Below are 17,522 nucleotides of genomic sequence, written 5' to 3'. Positions count from 1 at the left end.
CCGGCCGAGACGTTCTCCCAGGACAGCGGCGATGAGGTCGGGGACCGGCGGCCGGGGGACCATCCCCCGATCGATCCACCGCCGCCCCGGCCCCGCTCCGGGCACCCGGTCCGGCTCGGAGCACATGCTGACGTCCTGGTCGTCGGTGATCTTCTTGACGGCTTTGGGGAGCTTGGCACCGTCGAGCCTGGCGAAGGCCCTTGATGGCCTGACCGGCGTGTTCGCGGTCCTCGGCGTTGTAGATGTCCTGGACCGCCTTCTTCGCCGCGGGCTGGGCCGACTTCGGCATGGCGTCCAGGACATTGGCCGTCTCATGAACCCATCACCTGACGGTGGCGACGGGCGGCCACTCATCGACCAGGTGCCGCCGRCCGAGGCGGGTTCCCGGGCGGGGCGAGGGAGGCGAGAGCGGACGTGGGCTTCTCCTGACGGGTGCGCAGACGAGCCTTACGGGGCCAGAAGCTACCCATGCTTGTCACAGCATGCAATACGGCTGCGAAAATTTTCTGCAACTACAGCATTCACCTGCTGCAAGCCACAGTTGGTCCAAGGCTGCTAGCGCTGCGGCAGGTGTGGTCACTCCGCCCCGGCTGCACCGGAGGAGCAGACGTCATCCGGGCGATTCGAGCCGCTGACCTGTAGATACGGCAGTCGCCGAGGCCGGCGCCATCGGGTCCGGGGGCGTCGAGGCGGACGCGCCCGGACCGGGATGCCCGGCCGGCGTGCGAGCGAAGCCGACGTGATCGACCTCAACGCAACCATTGACATCACTCATCAAGAGGCAACACAGTTCAACTTCTTCCAACATGCCGTTCGATGAAAGGAGTTACCGGTGACCCGCCGCGGAGTCCTTCGCTGCGGCCGCTGTTCCCTCTCCCGCGCCCCTTCGTACAGGCAACCCGAGGGTCGTGAGGAACCCCCTCGATGCCCGTGCTGCTCGTCGTCTCGATCCTTCCGGCCCCGCGATGGCGGACGCGAAGCAGCGGCGGCAGAACGCGAGCGCCCGCGTCCACGGCTCAGGTGACCTCGTCCGGACAGAGGCACCCCGGCCGCGCTTCGGCATGGAAGCGATCGGAGGCGGTCGCACCGCACTCACGCTGACAGGGCTCCGGAGGCGCCCCGCCGCCCGGTCGGGTGACTTCCGGGACAACGTGATCGGCGGCATGCGCGAAAGCGGGTGGTCCGGACCGCCGACAGCCGCCGGGACTGCTCTGTCCCGGCATGTTCCACGCCGCCACGGACGGGCGGTCGACACTGGCCGCCCCCGAATGAAACCCCCCACTGGAGAGGACCCATCACACATGCGTCGACTCGCCTGTGTACTGTCCGCCGTGCTCGCAACAGCCGGCACCGCGATCGTCATCCCCAGCACTTCTGCGATCGCGGGGTCGCCGGCAGGGCCCTACGTGTTCGAGATCGAGAACATGTCGCTGACCAATTTCGCGACGGAAACCGTGAACCACACGTGGAACGGCACGTCGGTCGACAACGTCACCTATGCCCGGGGCACCTCAGGGCAGACGAGCACCGCGAGAACAACCTTCAGTGGCGCTGACGGAGACTACGACCTCATCACGCGCTACAACGGCAATGTGGCGAACGGAGTGACCTACAAGCTCTCCGTGAACTCCAACCCCGTGGATTCCTGGGCCACGTCCCAGCGGTACGGCCGTGACTACACCGACCCGATGAGCATCGACACGCGTACGTCGAGCAAAGTGGCGCTCAAGGCCGGTGACACCATCGAGCTGGCGGCCACGTCCACGGGCGAGGTGCCGCGCGTCGACAGGATCACGGTCCAGAGATACGTGGGGGCGCCCATCAGCACCCTGACCCTGAATTCTCCGAACGCGACACTGAACGACGGCTTCAAATGGGGCAAGGACCGGGCCCTGGGCATGACGTTCTATCCGGGGAACCCGATGATGGGGCACGAACCCGAGTGGTGGCGCCTCAAGAATCCCACGCACACGACGGTGCAGCCCGGCTACTGGGGCGCTTACACCAACCGGGAGTCCTACTACAACCGCGACATCTCCCACCAGTCGGACGGCGCGCACGCGCTCGGCCTGGACGCCGAGACGTTCAACATGGTGAAGACGTTCGCCGCCGATGCCGACGATCCGGGTCAGAACGGCTGGCCGCTGTGGGCGCACAGCCCCTACGGAGCCATGTACTACATCGATGGCACCGGATTCCGGGAACTGCCGTCGCCGTTCAACCTGATGGCCAAGGCGTACAAGCAGTACCAGTGGACCGGGAACCCGGACTGGATCAACGATCCGACGCTTTCCGCGTACTACGAATCGACGATGGGGTCCTTCCTGGACGGCCACGAGGTGAAGTGGAACGACGCCAACCCGGCAGGCGAGCAGCCGGTTTCGAAGAAGCAGCCGGGGGAGTACACGGCGACCTACTTCGAGTTCCCGAACGAGAACCTCGTCTCCGCGGGCGATTCGCTCGGGTACCAGTACCAGTCGATGCTGGCCTATTCGGAGATCCTGAAGGCGAAGGGTGACGACGCCAACAGCACGAAGTGGGCCGATCGCGCGCAGCGGGTGCGTGACCAGTTCGAGAAGAACTGGTGGGACGCCTCGAACAACCGCTACATGCGTGGCAAGGACGCGGCCGGCACGGGATACAGCAGCTGGGGGCACGAGGCCAGCTTCCTGATGATGCTGACCGGGCTGGGCGACCACGGCCCCAGGACCGAGGGCTACCTCGACTTCATCGCCGCCAACGATGACGATCTCAACGTCGAGGCGGCCTCCTACCTGCCGGAGATGTACTACCAGTACAACCGGTCCGCGGAGGGCTGGGCGTGGCTCAAGAAGCTCATGACCGGCAAGAACACCTACCCGGAGATCTCGTTCCTGGCGGTCAGCAGCGTCATCGACGGCATGATGGGAGTGCAGCCGGACGCCCCGAAGGACAAGGTGGCCACGATCTCGCGGCTGACGTCCGAGACGCCGTGGGCGGAGGTCGACCACATCAAGGTCGGTGACAACGACCTGAAGCTCAAGCACATCGGTACGACCGGTTCCACGCTGACCAACAACTCCGGTGGCACCGTCAACTGGGAAGCCCAGTTCTACGGAACCCCCGCCGCCATCACCGTGAACGGCACCGCGTACACGCCGCAGACCAAGTCGCTGTACGGCAAGACCGTGTCCTACGTGACCGTGCCGGTGGCCGGGGGCGCGACGGTGACCGCGACCGCCGGGACCTCGGAAGTCGACACCGAGGCCCCCACGGCGCCGGCCGACCTCGCATCGAGCAACGTGACGTCGAACAGCGTGGACCTGAAGTGGACGGCCTCGACCGACAACGTCGGCGTGACCGGCTACGACATCTACCGCGGCACCACGCTCGCCGGCTCGTCGACGGGTACGAGCTTCACCGCGACGGGGCTGTCGGCCTCGACGCCCTACACGTTCACGGTGAAGGCGGTTGACGCCGCCGGGAATTCCTCCGGGGCCGGAAGCGCCATCGACGTCACCACCGCCACCATCGGAGACGGACAGACGGCCGATCTGAGCGATCTCACCTGGAGCGACGCGAGAAGCGACTTCGGTACCGTTCAGAAGGACAAGAGCGTCGACTCGCACCCCATCAAGCTGAATGGCACCGCGTACCCGAAGGGCATCGGCACGCACGCGAACGGCACGATCACCTACTCCCTGGACGGCGGCTACTCGCGGTTCCGGTCGGACATCGGTGTCGATGACGAGGTCGGGGCGAACTCGACGGTCAGGTTCGAGGTGTGGGGTGACGGCGTCAAGCTGTACGAGAGCCCGTCGGTGATGACGCCGTCGAGCGCTACCCAGTCCGTCGACGTCAGTGTCGCCGGTGTCAAGTCGCTGGTGCTGAAGGTCACGGACGCGGGTGACGGCATCAACAGCGACCACGCCGACTGGGCCGGCGCCAGGCTGGTGCGGTAGCACCGACCCCCGGCCGACGGGAACCCTCCAGGTGACCCGTCGGCCCGGGGCCAGGCTACGCGCAACTCCGAAGTCGGGCGCGGGTGCCGCCCTGGGCCGTGCGCCGAACGTGGCTGGATGCCCTTGCCCCGCGTCGTGGTGATCTCGGCGTGGGGCAAGGGCATCTTTCTTGTCCCGCCCGCCGTGACGGCGATGTTCGGCGACCGGTTCCGCACCTACGCCACCGCCGTCCTGATCGTCGCGGGCCTCGCGCTCATTGCCTGCACGGCCGGCCTGGCCGCCCGGGCGGCGGCCCGCGCTTCCGCCGAGTGGTGGCCGGCTCTCTCGACACAAGCGGATGGAATCGGATGGCTGATCCCGTCCGGCGCGGGATGGTTCCCGTGGCGGTACTACGAGCGGTCCATCGCCCCTGACGCCTGAGGGGCGGCGGCACTCCGCGTCGGCCGGTGTCCGCTGTCCACGGCTCGGAAAACGCAGCTCAGCGGGTGGAAACGGGCTGACGGCATGTTTCAGACGGATGGTTCGTCCGGGGCCGGTGACGGCGGTGGGCTCGTCGTGATGACTTCGATCTGATTGAGCATACGGACAGCCAGCCGCCCGCGCGCCGCCTGGATGTACTCCAGGCCTGCGCGCAGTTCGCCCACCACCCCTGGTCCGACGGGGGATCCGTTCACTGCCTCCTGGCGAATCCGCATCGAGGCGGCTTCCAGGTACACCAGCGGTGACCTTTGGCCGTCTTGCGAAAGGGGATCGGCTTCAGGGGGATAACCATAGGCGGACTGCCCGATCCAGAGACCGTCCCGCAGCATTGCGTCGACAGCCGCATGGGCAGCGGCCCGGACACCCGCGAGTGCGACGTCGAAGTCCTCGGCACTCAGCCGCCGGCCAAGTTCAAGATCTTGAACCGTCCTGTACAAAAAGTCGTTCCAGTCGCGCAGGGTGGAACGAACCATGATCACTCTCTCGATCCTCTCCTCCTTCCGCACCTCACCTTGGGCCTGCTCGGCGCGGGCGGACTGGTCCCGGGCTTCCCGCTGCTGAGCTCTCAGCGTCGTTCGCTGGATCTGAAGAGGCCCCCAATACGCCCCAAGCGCAGTGATGAGGGCTCCGCCGAGCGCTCCCAGTACCCCGTATAAGACCTCCGGCATTGGACCATCATGCTCAACGGGCAAGCTGAGCAGGCGGACTTGGGGCCAGTGAAGTCAATCCGTGATCGATGAGACCGTGCGCCAGGGCGTTTCCTCCGGATCAYCTCGCYGACCAGATGAAGATGGCGGCGAGGTGGATGGTCGCGGTCTTGTCGTGGCCGGTGACGAGGCCGCGCCACTGCCGCCCGGGAGGAGTAGGCCCTGTCGGCCAGGACCATCTCCGGCGTGATCCTGGGACGGCCGGTCCGCCGGGGCACTCGTAATCGGGCCATGACCTGGGTGAACACCTTCTCCCAGGTGCCGTCGGCGGCCCACTTCCGCAACCGGTTGTGGGCCCCCTTCCATGGCCCGAAATGCGCGGGCAGATCCATCCACGGTGTCCCGGTGCGGTACTTGAACGCGATGGCGTCGATCACCCGGCGGCGGTCCCGCCACCGGGTGCCCCGCTTCGGCGTCCGGTCCGGCAGCAAGGGCTCGACACGCGCCCACTGGGCGTCAGTCAACGACACACGTCAACCAACGACCGATGAACTGAAGGAAACGGCCCGGCGCGACAGAGTGTTGGATCATCACATATTGCCGCGCGCAGGAATGAACGGAGCATGCAGAAACCGTTGGCCAGTTCGGGGGCGCTGCTATCAATTGTCCAGCGCTCAGAACCGAGTTGGGATTCTTTCGCATCCATTCGCGAATCCCAGGCCCACAGCAAGAACGGATCCATCCCATGGCAATCGCCATCCGCAAGACGCTCGCCATCGCGACCCTGGCCCTGACCGCCTCCTTCCTGCCGGCGGCCGGCGCGGAAGCCACCAGTGCCATGGCACCTTCCCTGCGCGCACCCGGCATCTACTGCCTGGCCGTCACGTGGGACACCCCGAAGATCTCCACGAAGCCGTGCGACACCGCCGACCGCGGCCAGCACTGGACCGTCTCGGGCCACCAGATTTCCCTTCGCAACGCACCGGCCTACTGCCTCGCGAACACGTGGAACACCGCCGACGTCTCCACGAAGCCGTGCGACCCCAAGGACCAGGGTCAGTACTGGAACGTCTCGGGCCAGCAGATCACCCTCACCTACGCACCGGCCTACTGCTTCGCCAACGCGTGGAACACTCCGAACCTGTCGACCAAGCCCTGCGACACCGCCGACCGCGGCCAGCGTTGGGTGGTCTTCAACGACCAGATCAGCCTCGCCGCCGTCTGATCACACCACTGAAGGCAACCGCAGCGAGGGTTGCTGCTGCGCCGTGGCTGGGAGCCGCGGCCTGCTCGGCCCGTTCCGGTGTCCGGAACGGGCCGGAGTACGGTGTGCTGACGGAGCCGGCCGCGGCCAGGAAATTCCGTGCAAGCAGCGCCGGACCGATGCCTGTGCGCCGACGGTGCCGGCTCTGGCCGACGGCAACGAGCTGCCACGCCGACCGAAGGCCGGCACCGGCGCGTAGGCCGTCCGAGCCGGGTTCGGCCCGCACACCGTCGCGGTGACCGACACGATCCTCGCCCGCACAGACGCGGTCCTCGGCAGGCGGGAGTACCTGACCGACTGGCAGGTGGAGGTCAACCACGCGATCCGGGAGACCGTCTTGGGCTTCAACACCGACGCCGTCCTCGCCGTGCCGACCAGGGCCAGTGAGGTCCGCCCCTTCGAGCTAGACAACGGCGCCATGTGCCAGGCTCGCCCCGCCGAGGAAGTCTGGGACTACGAGCGCCACGCCGGGCACCGCGTCTTCTGGGAGGGAGCCCGCTCAGTGTGCGGGCAGCCGGAGGAGGGTCTTGTGATCACGGTCGATGTCCAGCGCTACGGGCTGGTGACGTACGACACGGACGAGGACGCCCTGGGGCGCCGCGCCGCTCGGCGCGGGCTGCGCCCACACCCGGTGGCGGCCCGCGACACCGCGCCGCTGTTGACCCTGGGGCCCTGGTCGCCGTTCTGGCTGGTGCCCTGGGGCATCAAGTGCGGCCTCGCGGTGGCCTGGGGACGGCGGCAGCCCGCCACTGACCGGCAGGGGCACGACACAAGGGCCGCCCGTGCGTCCGGTCGGGCACTGGCTCCGGCCGGGCGCGGCCCGGTGCTCTCAGGGTTCGCCGTCTTCGCCTCCGGTTTCCGGGCTGCTTTGATCGTCCTGGCGATTCCGGCGATTCTCGCGATCGGCCTCGTCGAGCTCTCGCATGCGGCGCTCGACGCCTTCCTTCAGGCTCTCCTGCTCCGGAGGCTCGGGCTTGGCCCCGGGCCGCTGGATCATCTCGCGCAGGCGATCCGCGCGCTCCTTGCGTTGCTGGGCGTCCTCACTCACGACGGCCTCCCTGGCAGGCGGGCCGAGGGTCGTCGGGGAACGATCGTCCTCCTCACTTCGCCTTCTTCCCCTTGGCCTTGGCCTTGAAGGCCTTCGCCGCCGGGTTCGCCCCCTTCAGCCGCTCGATCTGGGCGCGCCAATCGTCGGCCCGGGCGCCGGTGGATTCCTTGACGCGGGCCGTGAGGTCACGCGCGGCCAGGAAGGACCTGGAGGAAGGGCCGCTGGCGGCCAGGCGGCTGACGGTCTTGGTCTGGGCGTCGATGGCCTCGCGGATGCTGCCGCTGCCCGACAGTTTGCCGAGTCTGCGGAACGTCGGCTCCTTGCCCTCGAACCAGGTCTGCTGCCACCACTCGCCCGTGGCCGCGTCCTCCCAGCTGATGTATCCGCCGCGCAGGATCGTCCGGGGCGCCGTGATGTGTCCGCCGAAGCTGTAGCGCGTGCCCGGGACGGTGACCGGATCGTAGAAGTGCGGGGTGAAGAAGTCGGAGACCAGCAGCCCGTTGACGGTGTAGCCGAACTCATCGGCCTCCGAGGGGTCGGCAACCTCGACGAGGAACCGGGCCTGTCCCTGCTCGGGGTGGGGGGACTTGCCGGACACCAGGCGGTTCCCGAACGGGTCGGCCAGCATTTCCAGCATCTCGTGGCTCGCGGTCAGCGACCAGCTGTCGCTGAACTCGATCAGGGAGAAGGGCTGGCCGTTCTCGTCCGTGTGGTACCCCGCCGCGTCGGGTACGTCGTCGACCACGATCAGCGGCCAGTACCCGACGGGAACGTCCTCCAGCCTGTCGAAGGCGTCCACCGTCGCGTTCACTTGCCACAGTGGTGCGAAGTCGCGAGTCGCCTGTTTCTGGAGCGCGGCGGCGACCCGGGTGATCTGTGAGGGGTTGATCTTGTTGATCTTGGTCTCGGACACGAGCGCGAGCTGGTTGATGAGCATGGTCGCGGCTGACCTTCCGTTTCGGGGCAGCGGCGGCTCGGGACCACTCCGGCTCCCCACGGCCGCCAGTCGCGTCGAGCTTCACAGAGCGGCGGCCCGATGATGCGCGCACACGTCCGAACGCGGGGAGATTCCAGTCGAATGGCGGTTTACGAAAAGCGATCCGCTCACGCGGGCGAGCCCGTACCGGGTTGCCGCCCACACCGCCGCGGGCTGTCCCGGCCCGGACGGGCGTGCCTGCCTGACCCACGACAGCCGGCATCGAGGGGCCGGTGAAAGCCGGCCGCATTGGGGACGCCGCTCGTGAGGTACCGCAGACCTTGCAGGAAGCTCTGGAGCCGGTCACCGGGGTCGCGCAGGTGGCCCTCGACAACTGCGCAAGGCCCGGCCCGACCAGATCAGGTCCTGCGAGAGATCCGCCCCGACCGGGCGGCCCAGGACGTCTGCCCCTACCGGGGTCTGGAACCGTTCAAGAGACCCGTCGCACCCTCGACCAGTACGCCGCGCTGGTGAACGCGGTGGCGTTCAGCCCGGACGGCAAGACCCTCGCCACCGGCAGCGGCGACCGGACGGCCCGGCTGTGGGACACGGACCGAGGCGTGGCCCGTACCACCTTGCTCGGACACACCGAGGAGGTCTACTCCGTGGCGTTCCACCCCCACGACGCAGTCTCGCCACGGCCGGCAGCGATCACACGGCACGGCTGTGGGACACCCGCTCTGGCAAAGCCAACTCCAAGCTGACGGGCCACACCTTCCCGGTGGTCGGCGTTTCCTTCAGCCCCGGACGGTCACACGCTCGCCACGGCCGGCCTGGACTTCACCGCGCGGCTGTGGGCTGTCGATCTTCCCCCACCTTCCGCGGCGATCCAGAAGATCTGCCGTGCCGTCAACCGCGATCTGACCCCGCAAGAACGGGCCGCCTACCTGCCAGGGCAACCGGCAGGCCCGGTCTGCCCACTCCGCCACTGAGAACTCCTGACGGAATGACCTCATAGCGCCTGTGGGGGAGCGCGGTTGAGCTGCGCCTGAACGTCGGCAGGCAGATGCTGGACGCCCTCATGGAACTGATCAGCGTCATCTGGTCCTCCCCATCCGGCCTCCCCCGGACGACCGGAACCTGGTGCACCACTTCCGCAAATCTTCACACCTGCGACCGGAGGGGCGCCCCGTCCCGCGCCGCACTGCGGTATGACCGTAATGCCCCAGGCGTTTGATGGCTGTGTATGCCTTTATGTCCGGTGAGGGCCGTGGGTTTCGCATATTCGTTACTCGATCCTGTGAAGGCGTTGCGGTGATCCGGCGAATGAATGAGGAGGTCCTTCGCCCGAGTTCGCACCCCGGGTGGCGGCGAGCGTCAACGCGGTTGGCATCACCACTCGTTCGCGTGTTTACATCTGCCCACCGCCGGCGGTTCTCGGAAACTCTGCCCGGGTTCGGCCCGGGCCGGGCTGCCGCGGCGGGAGTGGCCGTGGCCGTTTTTCCCGTGCGGTCACGGCAATTGACGAATTCTCATACGAAGGAAAGGTGCGCAACCATGCGTAACGACATCGAGACCCGCGAGATCGACGACACCGAACTGGACGCCGTCGCCGGCGGTGTGGCGATTTCCGGTGGCCTCGCCGGCGCCGTCCTCGGCGACGTCCGGACCGTGCTGGGCGCTGTGACCTCTCTGGACACCGTCCAGGCCGCCACGGCCCTGCCCGGTCAGGTCACCGGCATCGCCGGCGTGCAGGTCGGCGTGGCCGGTCTCTGAGTACGTCCGGTTGTCGCCCGTGAACCCCGGAACGCAGCCGTTCCGGGGTTCACGGCGGCTCACGCAGTCGAAGGAATAGTCCGTGCAGTTCCGCCAAAAGGCGCTTTCCAAGCTGCAATCGCCCGAAGAACTTGATCTGCCCGTACGATTCGCGCGCCCGCAGGGCCGGCTCGTGCTGGCGGTCACCGTGGTCGTCATGGCCGCCGCGAGCATCTGGGCATGCACCGGATCCGTGTCCGCGAAGGTGAGCGCACCCGGAATCCTCACTCACCCCGAGGGTAGTTACCTGTTGCAAAGTCCGTATGCGGGACAAGTCACCGAAGCCCTGGCCAAAGAGGGCCAGTTGCTGTCCCCCGGCGCGCCCCTGGTCCGGGTCGCGACCGACCGCGGCGAGCAGGTCGTACGCCTGGTGGCCGGCGGGCGGGTGACGACGCTGGTCGCCAAGACCGGTTCGGTCCTGACGACCGGCGCGGACGTCGCGACCGTGGAACGTGTGAAGAACCCCGCCGAGCCGCTGACCGCGCTGCTCTACGTATCCGGCCCGAGCGGCGCGGCCATCCCCGTGGGTGCCCCGGTCGACCTCACCGTCCAGTCCGTTCCCCAGCCCCGGTACGGGGTGCTGCGCGGCCGCGTCCAGGCGGTAGGCCGGGCGCCCCAGACCGCGGCGCAGATCGGCGGCTTCCTCGGTGACGGCCGGCTCGCCGCACAGTTCACCCGGCAGGGCAATCCCGTCGCCGTGGTCGTGCGGCTCGAACGTTCGTCCGCGGCCGCGTCCGGCTACCGGTGGTCCTCCCAGGACGGCCCCCCGTACCCGGTCGACTCCGCGACGCCGGTCACCGGAGCCGTCCACCTCGCCGCGCAGCGGCCCATCGACTGGCTGCTGCCGTGACCGCCCCGCAGCGGCGGGGGAACGCCGGTCGCCGCTCCTCGCGCCGCCGCCCCGTCTCCGCACCGCGAGGCCGTACGCCCCGGCCCGTACGCACCCCCACCGTGCTCCAGATGGAGGCGGTGGAATGCGGCGCGGCCGCGCTGGCCATGGTGCTCGGCCACTACGGCCGCTTCGTCCCCCTGGAAGAGCTGCGGGTCTCCTGCGGGGTCTCCCGAGACGGCTCCCGCGCGAGCAACCTCCTCAAGGCGGCCCGGGGTTACGGGCTCGCGGCCAAGGGCATGCAGATGGACCTGGCCGCGCTCGCCGGGGTGCGGCCCCCGGCCGTCCTCTTCTGGGAGTTCAACCACTACGTCGTCTACGAGGGCACGGGCCGCCGCTTCGGCCGCCGGGGCGTCCACGTCAACGACCCGGCCAAGGGCCGGCGTTTCGTTCCCATGGAGGAGTTCGACACCGGCTTCACCGGCGTCGTCCTCACCTTCGAACCGGGCCCGGGCTTCCGCCGCACCGGCCGCAAGCCCGGCGTGCTGGCCGCCCTGCCGGGCCGCCTGCGCGGCACCTCGGGCACCCTGCTCGCGGCCGTGCTCTCCAGCCTCCTCCTGGTGGCCGTCGGCGCGGCGGTGCCCGCGCTGAGCCGTACGTACATCGACATGTTCCTGATCGGTGAGCAGACCTCGCTCCTGGGCGTGCTCTTCGCGTCGATGGCGGCCACCCTGCTCCTGACGGCCGTGCTCACCGCCCTCCAGCAGGCCAACCTGCTACGCGGGCGCATCATCTCCTCCACGCTGGGCAGCGCCCGCTTCCTACGGCACCTCCTCAGGCTTCCGGTCGCCTTCTTCTCCCAGCGCGGCCCGGCAGACCTGGTCCGGCGCCTTCAGTCCAACGACGCGGTCGCCGAGACCCTGGCCAGGGACCTCGCCGCCGCAGGTGTGGACGCGGTGGTCGTCGTCCTCTACGCGGTGCTGCTGTGGACTTACGATCCGCAGCTCACCGTCGTCGGCATCGGCGTCGCACTGCTCAATCTCGTGGCCATGCGCATAGTGATCCGCGTACGGGCCACCGGCACCCAGAAGCTGCGCGCCGAGAACGCCCGGCTCACCAACACCTCCTACAGCGGTCTCCAGCTCATCGAGACGATGAAGGCCACCGGCGGCGAGGACGGCTTCTTCCGCCGCTGGGCCGGCCGGCACGCCGTCACCCTCGACGTGCAGCAGCGCCTCGGCATGCCCAGCGCGTGGCTGGCGGTCGTCGCGCCCACGCTGGCGGCGCTCAACAGCGCGCTGATCCTGATGATCGGCGGTCTGCGGGCGGTGGAGGGACACCTCTCGGTCGGCCTGCTCGTCGCCTTCCAGGCACTCGTCACGAGTTTCACCGCGCCGATCACCCGGCTGAACGGCGTGGCCGGACGGATCCAGGACTTCGCGGCCGACCTCGCCCGCCTCAAGGACGTCGAGAACTTCCCCGTAGACCCGCTCTACACCCGACGTGAGCCCCCCGCCGCGACGCGCCGCCTCCACGGCCGTGTGGAGCTGGAGGGCATCACCTTCGGATACAGCCCGCTGGACGCCCCGCTCCTGAAGGGGTTCTCCCTCTCGGTCGGCCCCGGCCGGCAGGTCGCGCTCGTCGGCGGCTCCGGCAGCGGCAAGTCCACCGTCTCCCGGCTGATATCCGGCCTGTACACCCCTTGGGAGGGCACGATCCGCATCGACGGCATGCGCCTGGCGGACATCCCGCGCGGCGCGCTTGCGGCGTCGGTCTCCTTCGTCGACCAGGACGTCTTCCTCTTCGAGGGCACGGTCCGCGACAACGTCGCCCTCTGGGACCCCTCCATCCCGGACGAGGCCGTGATCGCCGCTCTGGAGGACGCGGCCGTGTACGACGTCGTCGCGCGGCGCCCCGGCGGCATCCACAGCCGGGTGGAGCAGGACGGCCGGAACTTCTCCGGCGGCCAGCGCCAGCGACTGGAGATCGCCCGGGCCCTGGTGCGCCGCCCCAGCGTCATGGTCCTGGACGAGGTGACCAGCGCCCTGGACGCGGCGACCGAGCAGACCGTCATGGACAACCTGCGGCGACGCGGCTGCGCGTGCGTGGTCATCGCCCACCGGCTGAGCACGGTGCGCGACAGCGACGAGATCCTCGTCCTCGACCGGGGGAGGGTCGTCGAACGCGGGCGGCACGAACAGCTGCTGGCCGCGCGCGGCCCGTACGCCGAACTGGTCAAGGAGCACTGAGGTGGCATACCCGTACCCGGCCCACGCCCAACCGGTGCCCGTCGTCGCCCCGGACCCGGTCGTGGCGGCCCTGGGCGGACTCGGCGCGGCCGTCGACTGCGCGGGTGTGCGCAGTCTGTCCCTGGAGGGGCCGCTCGTCCTGTGGCTCGTCGTCGAGGGGGACCTGGACCTGTTCGCCGTCGACGCCGCGCAGGCCGGACACTGGCACTTCCTGGGCCGGCTGGAGGCGGGCACCCTTCTGCTGGGCCCGCCCGACGGCCTCGGGCACACGCTGGTGGGCCGCCCCCTGCACGGCTGTCGGCTGCACCGCATCGAGCTCCACGAGCTGCGGAGCACGCCGTACGCCGACCCGTGGTCGTACGACCAGGGCCAGTACGGCGCACCCTACGACGCCGCGCCGGCGAGCCCCCTTGAGTACGCCTTCGCGCTCGGCGTCGGCCGGGGCCTGCGGGTGCTCTACCAGGCACCCCTGGAAAACCGGGCCGGCACCTCCCGGGGCGGGACCGACGACGACGTCCTGTGGATCCCGGTCAGCCCGGGCAGCGTGGGGTACGGCGCCGCGTACGAGGGATACGACGCCACCGGCGTCCTCCTCCTCGATGCGACGCTGTGGCAGGGCATGGTCGAGCAGCAGCACCGGCTGCTGGACGCCCTCGGGGACTGGATCGAGCAGCTCGAACGCGCCCACGAGGACCGCGCGGCAGCCGGGATCCGGGCCGGCGAGGCCGCCCGTACCCGCGCCGACCGCACGCTGCTGGCGTCCATCGGCCGCTCGGGCCGGGGTCCGCGGCGCGGCGCGAGCGACGACGCGACGTTCGCCGTGTGCCGCCTGGTCGCCGCCGCGGCCGGCATCGCACTGTCCGAGGGGCGTGCGACGGGCTCCGCCGCCTCCGGTTCGGGACATGCCGATCCCGTCGAGCACCTCGCGCTCGCCTCGCGGATCCGTACCCGTACGGTCCGGCTGGGCGGCCGGTGGTGGCGGGAGGACAGCGGGCCCCTGGTCGGCCGGCGTGAGGCGGACGGGACCCCGGTGGCCCTGCTGTGGCGGCGCGGCGGCTACGAGGCCGTCGACCCGGCCCGCGGAACGCGGGAGCGCGTGGACAAGGACACCGCGTCCGCCTTCGAAGCACGCGCCGTCATGTTCTACCGTCCGCTGCCCGAGGGGAAACCGAGCCTGCCGCGGCTGCTGCGCTTCAGCCTGCGCGGCACCGGCAGGGAGCTGCGCGGGCTGCTCCTGGGCGGGCTGGTCGCGGTCGGCCTGGGAGCCCTCGTACCCCTCGCCACCGGAAAGGTGCTCGGCGAGTACGTACCCCGCGCCGAGGACGACCTCATCGTGCAGACCGCGCTGGCGCTCATCGCGACCAGCCTCGTCTCGGCCGCGTTCATCCTGCTGCAGAACGTCTCCGTCCTGCGTATGGAGGGCCGTATCGAGGCCAGCCTGCAGCCCGCCGTATGGGACCGCCTGCTGCGGCTGCCGGTGAGCTTCTTCGCCGGCCGCTCCACCGGCGAACTGGCCGGCGCCGCCCTGGGCATCGGCGCCATCCGCAGCGCCCTGTCCGGCATCGGCTCGGTGTGCGTCCAGGCCGGTGCCGTCGCCGCGATGAACCTCGTACTGCTCCTCGCCTTCAGCGTGCCGCTGGCGCTGGCGGCGATCGCCATGCTGCTCGTCATCGCGGCCGTGTTCCTGGGCCTGGGGTTGTGGCAGCTGCGCTACCAGCGACAGCTGATCGAGCTCGGTCACAGGCTCGACAACCAGGCGTTCCAGACCCTGCGCGGGCTGCCCAAGCTACGCGTGGCGATGGCCGAGAGCTTCGCCTACGCCGCCTGGGCGAAGGAGTTCGCGCGCACCCGCGAGCTCCAGCAGCGCATCGGCCGGATCAAGAACGCCGTCACCGTGCTCAACGCGGTCTGTCTGCCGCTGTGCACCCTCGTGATGTTCATGCTGCTGGCCGGGCCGGCACGGGGCAGCATGTCCGCCAGTGATTTCCTCACCTTCAGCACCGCCGTGACGATGATGCTGTCCTCGGTCACCCAGCTGACCGGCGCGCTCCTCTCTGCCGCCGCCGTACAACCGATGTTCGAACAGATCAGGCCGCTCCTCGCCGAGCCCCCCGAGGTCTGCGGATCTTCCACCATGCCCGGTGAGCTGAGCGGCGCCATCGAGGCGAAGAACCTCTCCTACCGCTACACCGCCGACGGCCCCCTGGTCCTCGACGACGTGTCGCTGCACATTCGGCAGGGTGAGTTCGTCGCGATCGTCGGAGCCAGCGGCTGTGGCAAATCCACCCTGCTGCGCCTGCTCATCGGCTTCGACCGGCCGGCCGCCGGCAGCGTCCTGTACGACGGCCAGGACCTGGCGGCCCTCGACCAGGCTGCCGTCCGCCGCCAGTGCGGGGTCGTCCTGCAGCACGCCCAGCCCTTTTCCGGCTCGATCCTCGACTGCATCAGCGGCGCCGAGACGTACTCGCTGGACGAAGCGTGGGAGGCCGCCGGGATGGCGGGCCTGGCGGCGGACATCAAGGCCATGCCGATGGGCATGCACACCATGCTCTCCGACGGCGGCGGCACCGTCTCGGGCGGCCAGCGCCAGCGCCTGATGATCGCCCAGGCCCTCATACGCAAGCCGCGCGTCATCTTCCTGGACGAAGCCACCAGTGCGCTGGACAACGAGGCCCAACGCGTGGTGACCGACTCCACCCGCGCGCTCCGCTGCACCCGCGTGGTCATAGCCCACCGGCTCTCCACGGTCATGGACGCGGACCGGGTGATCGTCATGTCATCCGGCCGCATCGCCCAGCAGGGCCCACCGGCCGAACTCCTCGCGGACCCGGCGGGCCCCTTCCGTGAACTGGTCCGCCGCCAGATGAACTGACCGGGCGGGCGACCCCTGTCGGAGCCGGCCGACTCGGACAACTACTGCGTAGGAATGAACACCGCCGCGTGTGGTTCAGGCCGTGTCCTATGGGGTGAGGCGGACGAGGCGTTTGCAGCACTTGCGGGCGATCCGGACGCCGATCCGCTTGCCGCGAAGCCATTTCCGCAGGCGGGGAACGCCGTAAGCCTTGTCGGCGCAGACGCTGGGGCTTGAAGTGGCGGCCGCGGTCGGGGGCGTGTCCCGTGTGCTGACCGAGCACCATGGGCTTCGGCGCGAGGCTGTCGTGGGTGTTGGCGGCCGAAAGGCCGACGAGGAGGGGCAGTCCTGCCGCGTCCGACAGGACGTGCATGTTGGAGCCCGGTTTGCCCCGGTCCACGGGACTCGGACCTGTGAGTTCGCCCCCTATCTGGCCCGGATCTGGGCGGAGTCAAGGACGGCCCGGGAGAGGTCGAGGAGGCCAGCGTCGCCAAGCCGGTGAAGGATCTCCTCATGGAGCCGGCCCCGCACTCCGGCCCGCGACCAGATCAGGAAGCGGCGGTGGGCCGTCGACTTCGATATCCCGAAGCACGGCGGCAGAGCCGGCCAGGCACGCCCGCCGACCAGAACGTAGATGATCGCCGCGATAGGACACGGTCCAAGTCGGGCCCCGCCGGGTTCGCCGTCGCCGCGTGGCGCTTCAGGCCCCGGACGGCGCGGCGGCCGGCTCCGGTGCCCGGACGCTGCGGACGGCGAGCAGGCCCAGGGAGGAACCCGCGACCAGGAAGGCGGCGACACCGAGCGTCGTGCCGGGGCCGACGGCTGCGGCGACGGCTCCGGCCAGGGCCATGCCCGCCGGATTCATGGCGGTGGACAGCAGCCGGCCGAGGGAGTCGACCCGGGAGATCAACTCCGGAGGGATGCGCCGCTGCACGGTGACGTCCCACAGGGTCGAGCTCAGCCCGAGGGCGCTGTTCATCAGGGCTGTCGCCACGGCTATCACGACGGGGTGCGCGTGGAGCGCGATGAGGGCCAGGGCCAGGCACCCGAGCGCCATGCACATGTTGGCCACGACCAGCGGACGGGAGGTTCTGATCCGCAGCGCGACCAGGGCTCCTGTCAGAGCCCCCACCGCCCCGGCCTGGGCGATCATGCCCCAGGCGCACTCCCCGCCGAGTGAGCGGACGACCACGAGGGCGCCGACCGTGAAGAAGACGCAGCGGCCCAGGTTCCACAGGGCGTGCCCGATGAGGTTCGTCCAGTACCAGCGGTGCCGCCGTACCTCGCGCCAGCCCTCTGCCAGTTCGGTGGTGAAGGGTTCCCTTGCCGCGGTGCCGCCACCGCACTGGGCGTCCTCACCACCGCGCGCCGGCGCTGCACCGTGGCGGTTCAACGAACGGTCACGCCAAAAGAAGCGATGTCTAAGGGCATCCTGGCGCGCACCGATACCGAAGCCTGACCACTGCACCGCGCTGCACCGCT

Annotated in this window: 12 protein-coding genes and 3 pseudogenes; 9 read left to right on the top strand and 6 right to left on the bottom strand. The window is 69.6% G+C overall.

From position 1 onward, the window contains the following. Positions 1–129: 129 nt before the first annotated feature. Positions 130–322 (bottom strand): annotated as a pseudogene (locus AB4039_RS08120) (transposase); the annotation flags it as partial. A gap of 979 nt (positions 323–1,301) precedes the next feature. Between AB4039_RS08120 and AB4039_RS08115 the strand changes: the two are divergent. Together AB4039_RS08115 and AB4039_RS08110 are read left to right on the top strand one after the other, a co-directional pair. Continuing rightward, positions 1,302–3,941: an NPCBM/NEW2 domain-containing protein gene (locus tag AB4039_RS08115; protein WP_442270381.1), complete on the top strand. Its 2,640-nt coding sequence runs from the start codon at positions 1,302–1,304 to the stop codon at positions 3,939–3,941. A gap of 117 nt (positions 3,942–4,058) precedes the next feature. Next, positions 4,059–4,361, top strand: coding sequence for a hypothetical protein (locus AB4039_RS08110; RefSeq protein ID WP_266846341.1), 303 nt, complete (start codon positions 4,059–4,061; stop codon positions 4,359–4,361). An 89-nt stretch (positions 4,362–4,450) separates the two neighbouring features. Here AB4039_RS08110 and AB4039_RS08105 read toward each other — a convergent pair whose 3' ends face one another. Both AB4039_RS08105 and AB4039_RS08100 read right to left on the bottom strand, forming a co-directional pair. Further along, the gene (locus AB4039_RS08105) at positions 4,451–4,900 is read right to left on the bottom strand and encodes a hypothetical protein (RefSeq protein WP_266846340.1); all 450 of its coding nucleotides are present in this window, start codon (positions 4,898–4,900) and stop codon (positions 4,451–4,453) included. Between the two features lie 86 nt (positions 4,901–4,986). Beyond that, complete coding sequence (locus AB4039_RS08100; protein WP_442270380.1) at positions 4,987–5,598, bottom strand: transposase; 612 nt, start codon at positions 5,596–5,598, stop codon at positions 4,987–4,989. 215 nt (positions 5,599–5,813) lie between these two features. Here AB4039_RS08100 and AB4039_RS08095 point away from each other — a divergent pair, with 215 nt between their 5' ends. Continuing rightward, complete coding sequence (locus AB4039_RS08095) at positions 5,814–6,293, top strand: ricin-type beta-trefoil lectin domain protein (protein WP_266846339.1); 480 nt, start codon at positions 5,814–5,816, stop codon at positions 6,291–6,293. Positions 6,294–6,552: 259 nt separating this feature from the next. Next, a pseudogene (locus AB4039_RS08090) lies at positions 6,553–7,467 on the top strand (replication-relaxation family protein); the annotation flags it as partial. Here AB4039_RS08090 and AB4039_RS08085 read toward each other — a convergent pair. Next, positions 7,433–8,317, bottom strand: coding sequence for a hypothetical protein (locus AB4039_RS08085; protein ID WP_442270379.1), 885 nt, complete (start codon positions 8,315–8,317; stop codon positions 7,433–7,435). The pseudogene AB4039_RS08090 and the gene AB4039_RS08085 overlap by 35 nt on opposite strands. 272 nt (positions 8,318–8,589) lie before the next feature. Between AB4039_RS08085 and AB4039_RS08080 the strand changes: the two genes are divergently transcribed. From AB4039_RS08080 to AB4039_RS08060, 5 genes are all read left to right on the top strand, one after another. Then, entirely contained in the window at positions 8,590–9,060 is a 471-nt protein-coding gene (locus tag AB4039_RS08080) for a WD40 repeat domain-containing protein (RefSeq protein ID WP_442270378.1), read from the top strand. A 793-nt stretch (positions 9,061–9,853) separates the two neighbouring features. Then, positions 9,854–10,072: a hypothetical protein gene (locus AB4039_RS08075; protein WP_266846337.1), complete on the top strand. Its 219-nt coding sequence runs from the start codon at positions 9,854–9,856 to the stop codon at positions 10,070–10,072. An 82-nt stretch (positions 10,073–10,154) separates the two neighbouring features. Further along, a complete protein-coding gene (locus tag AB4039_RS08070; RefSeq protein ID WP_442270377.1) occupies positions 10,155–10,961 on the top strand; it encodes a hypothetical protein in 807 nt (268 codons plus the stop codon). After that, positions 10,958–13,189: an NHLP family bacteriocin export ABC transporter peptidase/permease/ATPase subunit gene (locus AB4039_RS08065; RefSeq protein ID WP_442270376.1), complete on the top strand. Its 2,232-nt coding sequence runs from the start codon at positions 10,958–10,960 to the stop codon at positions 13,187–13,189. Before AB4039_RS08070 ends, AB4039_RS08065 begins: the two co-directional genes overlap by 4 nt. Before the next feature lies 1 nt (position 13,190). Further along, positions 13,191–16,061: an NHLP bacteriocin export ABC transporter permease/ATPase subunit gene (locus AB4039_RS08060; protein ID WP_442270375.1), complete on the top strand. Its 2,871-nt coding sequence runs from the start codon at positions 13,191–13,193 to the stop codon at positions 16,059–16,061. A gap of 96 nt (positions 16,062–16,157) precedes the next feature. On the opposite strand, the pseudogene AB4039_RS08055 reads toward AB4039_RS08060, so the two are convergent. Both AB4039_RS08055 and AB4039_RS08050 read right to left on the bottom strand, forming a co-directional pair. Continuing rightward, positions 16,158–16,769, bottom strand: a pseudogene (locus tag AB4039_RS08055) (transposase); the annotation flags it as partial. After that, positions 16,741–17,508, bottom strand: a complete 768-nt coding sequence (locus AB4039_RS08050; protein ID WP_442270374.1) for an MFS transporter — start codon at positions 17,506–17,508, stop codon at positions 16,741–16,743. The pseudogene AB4039_RS08055 and the gene AB4039_RS08050, both read right to left, overlap by 29 nt. Positions 17,509–17,522 lie beyond the last annotated feature (14 nt).

The sequence above is a fragment of the Streptomyces sp. M-16 genome, assembly GCF_052114405.1.
GTDB lineage: Bacteria > Actinomycetota > Actinomycetes > Streptomycetales > Streptomycetaceae > Streptomyces.
Note: the sequence above shows the minus strand (reverse complement) of the source record. Positions and strands in the feature narration are given on the sequence as shown.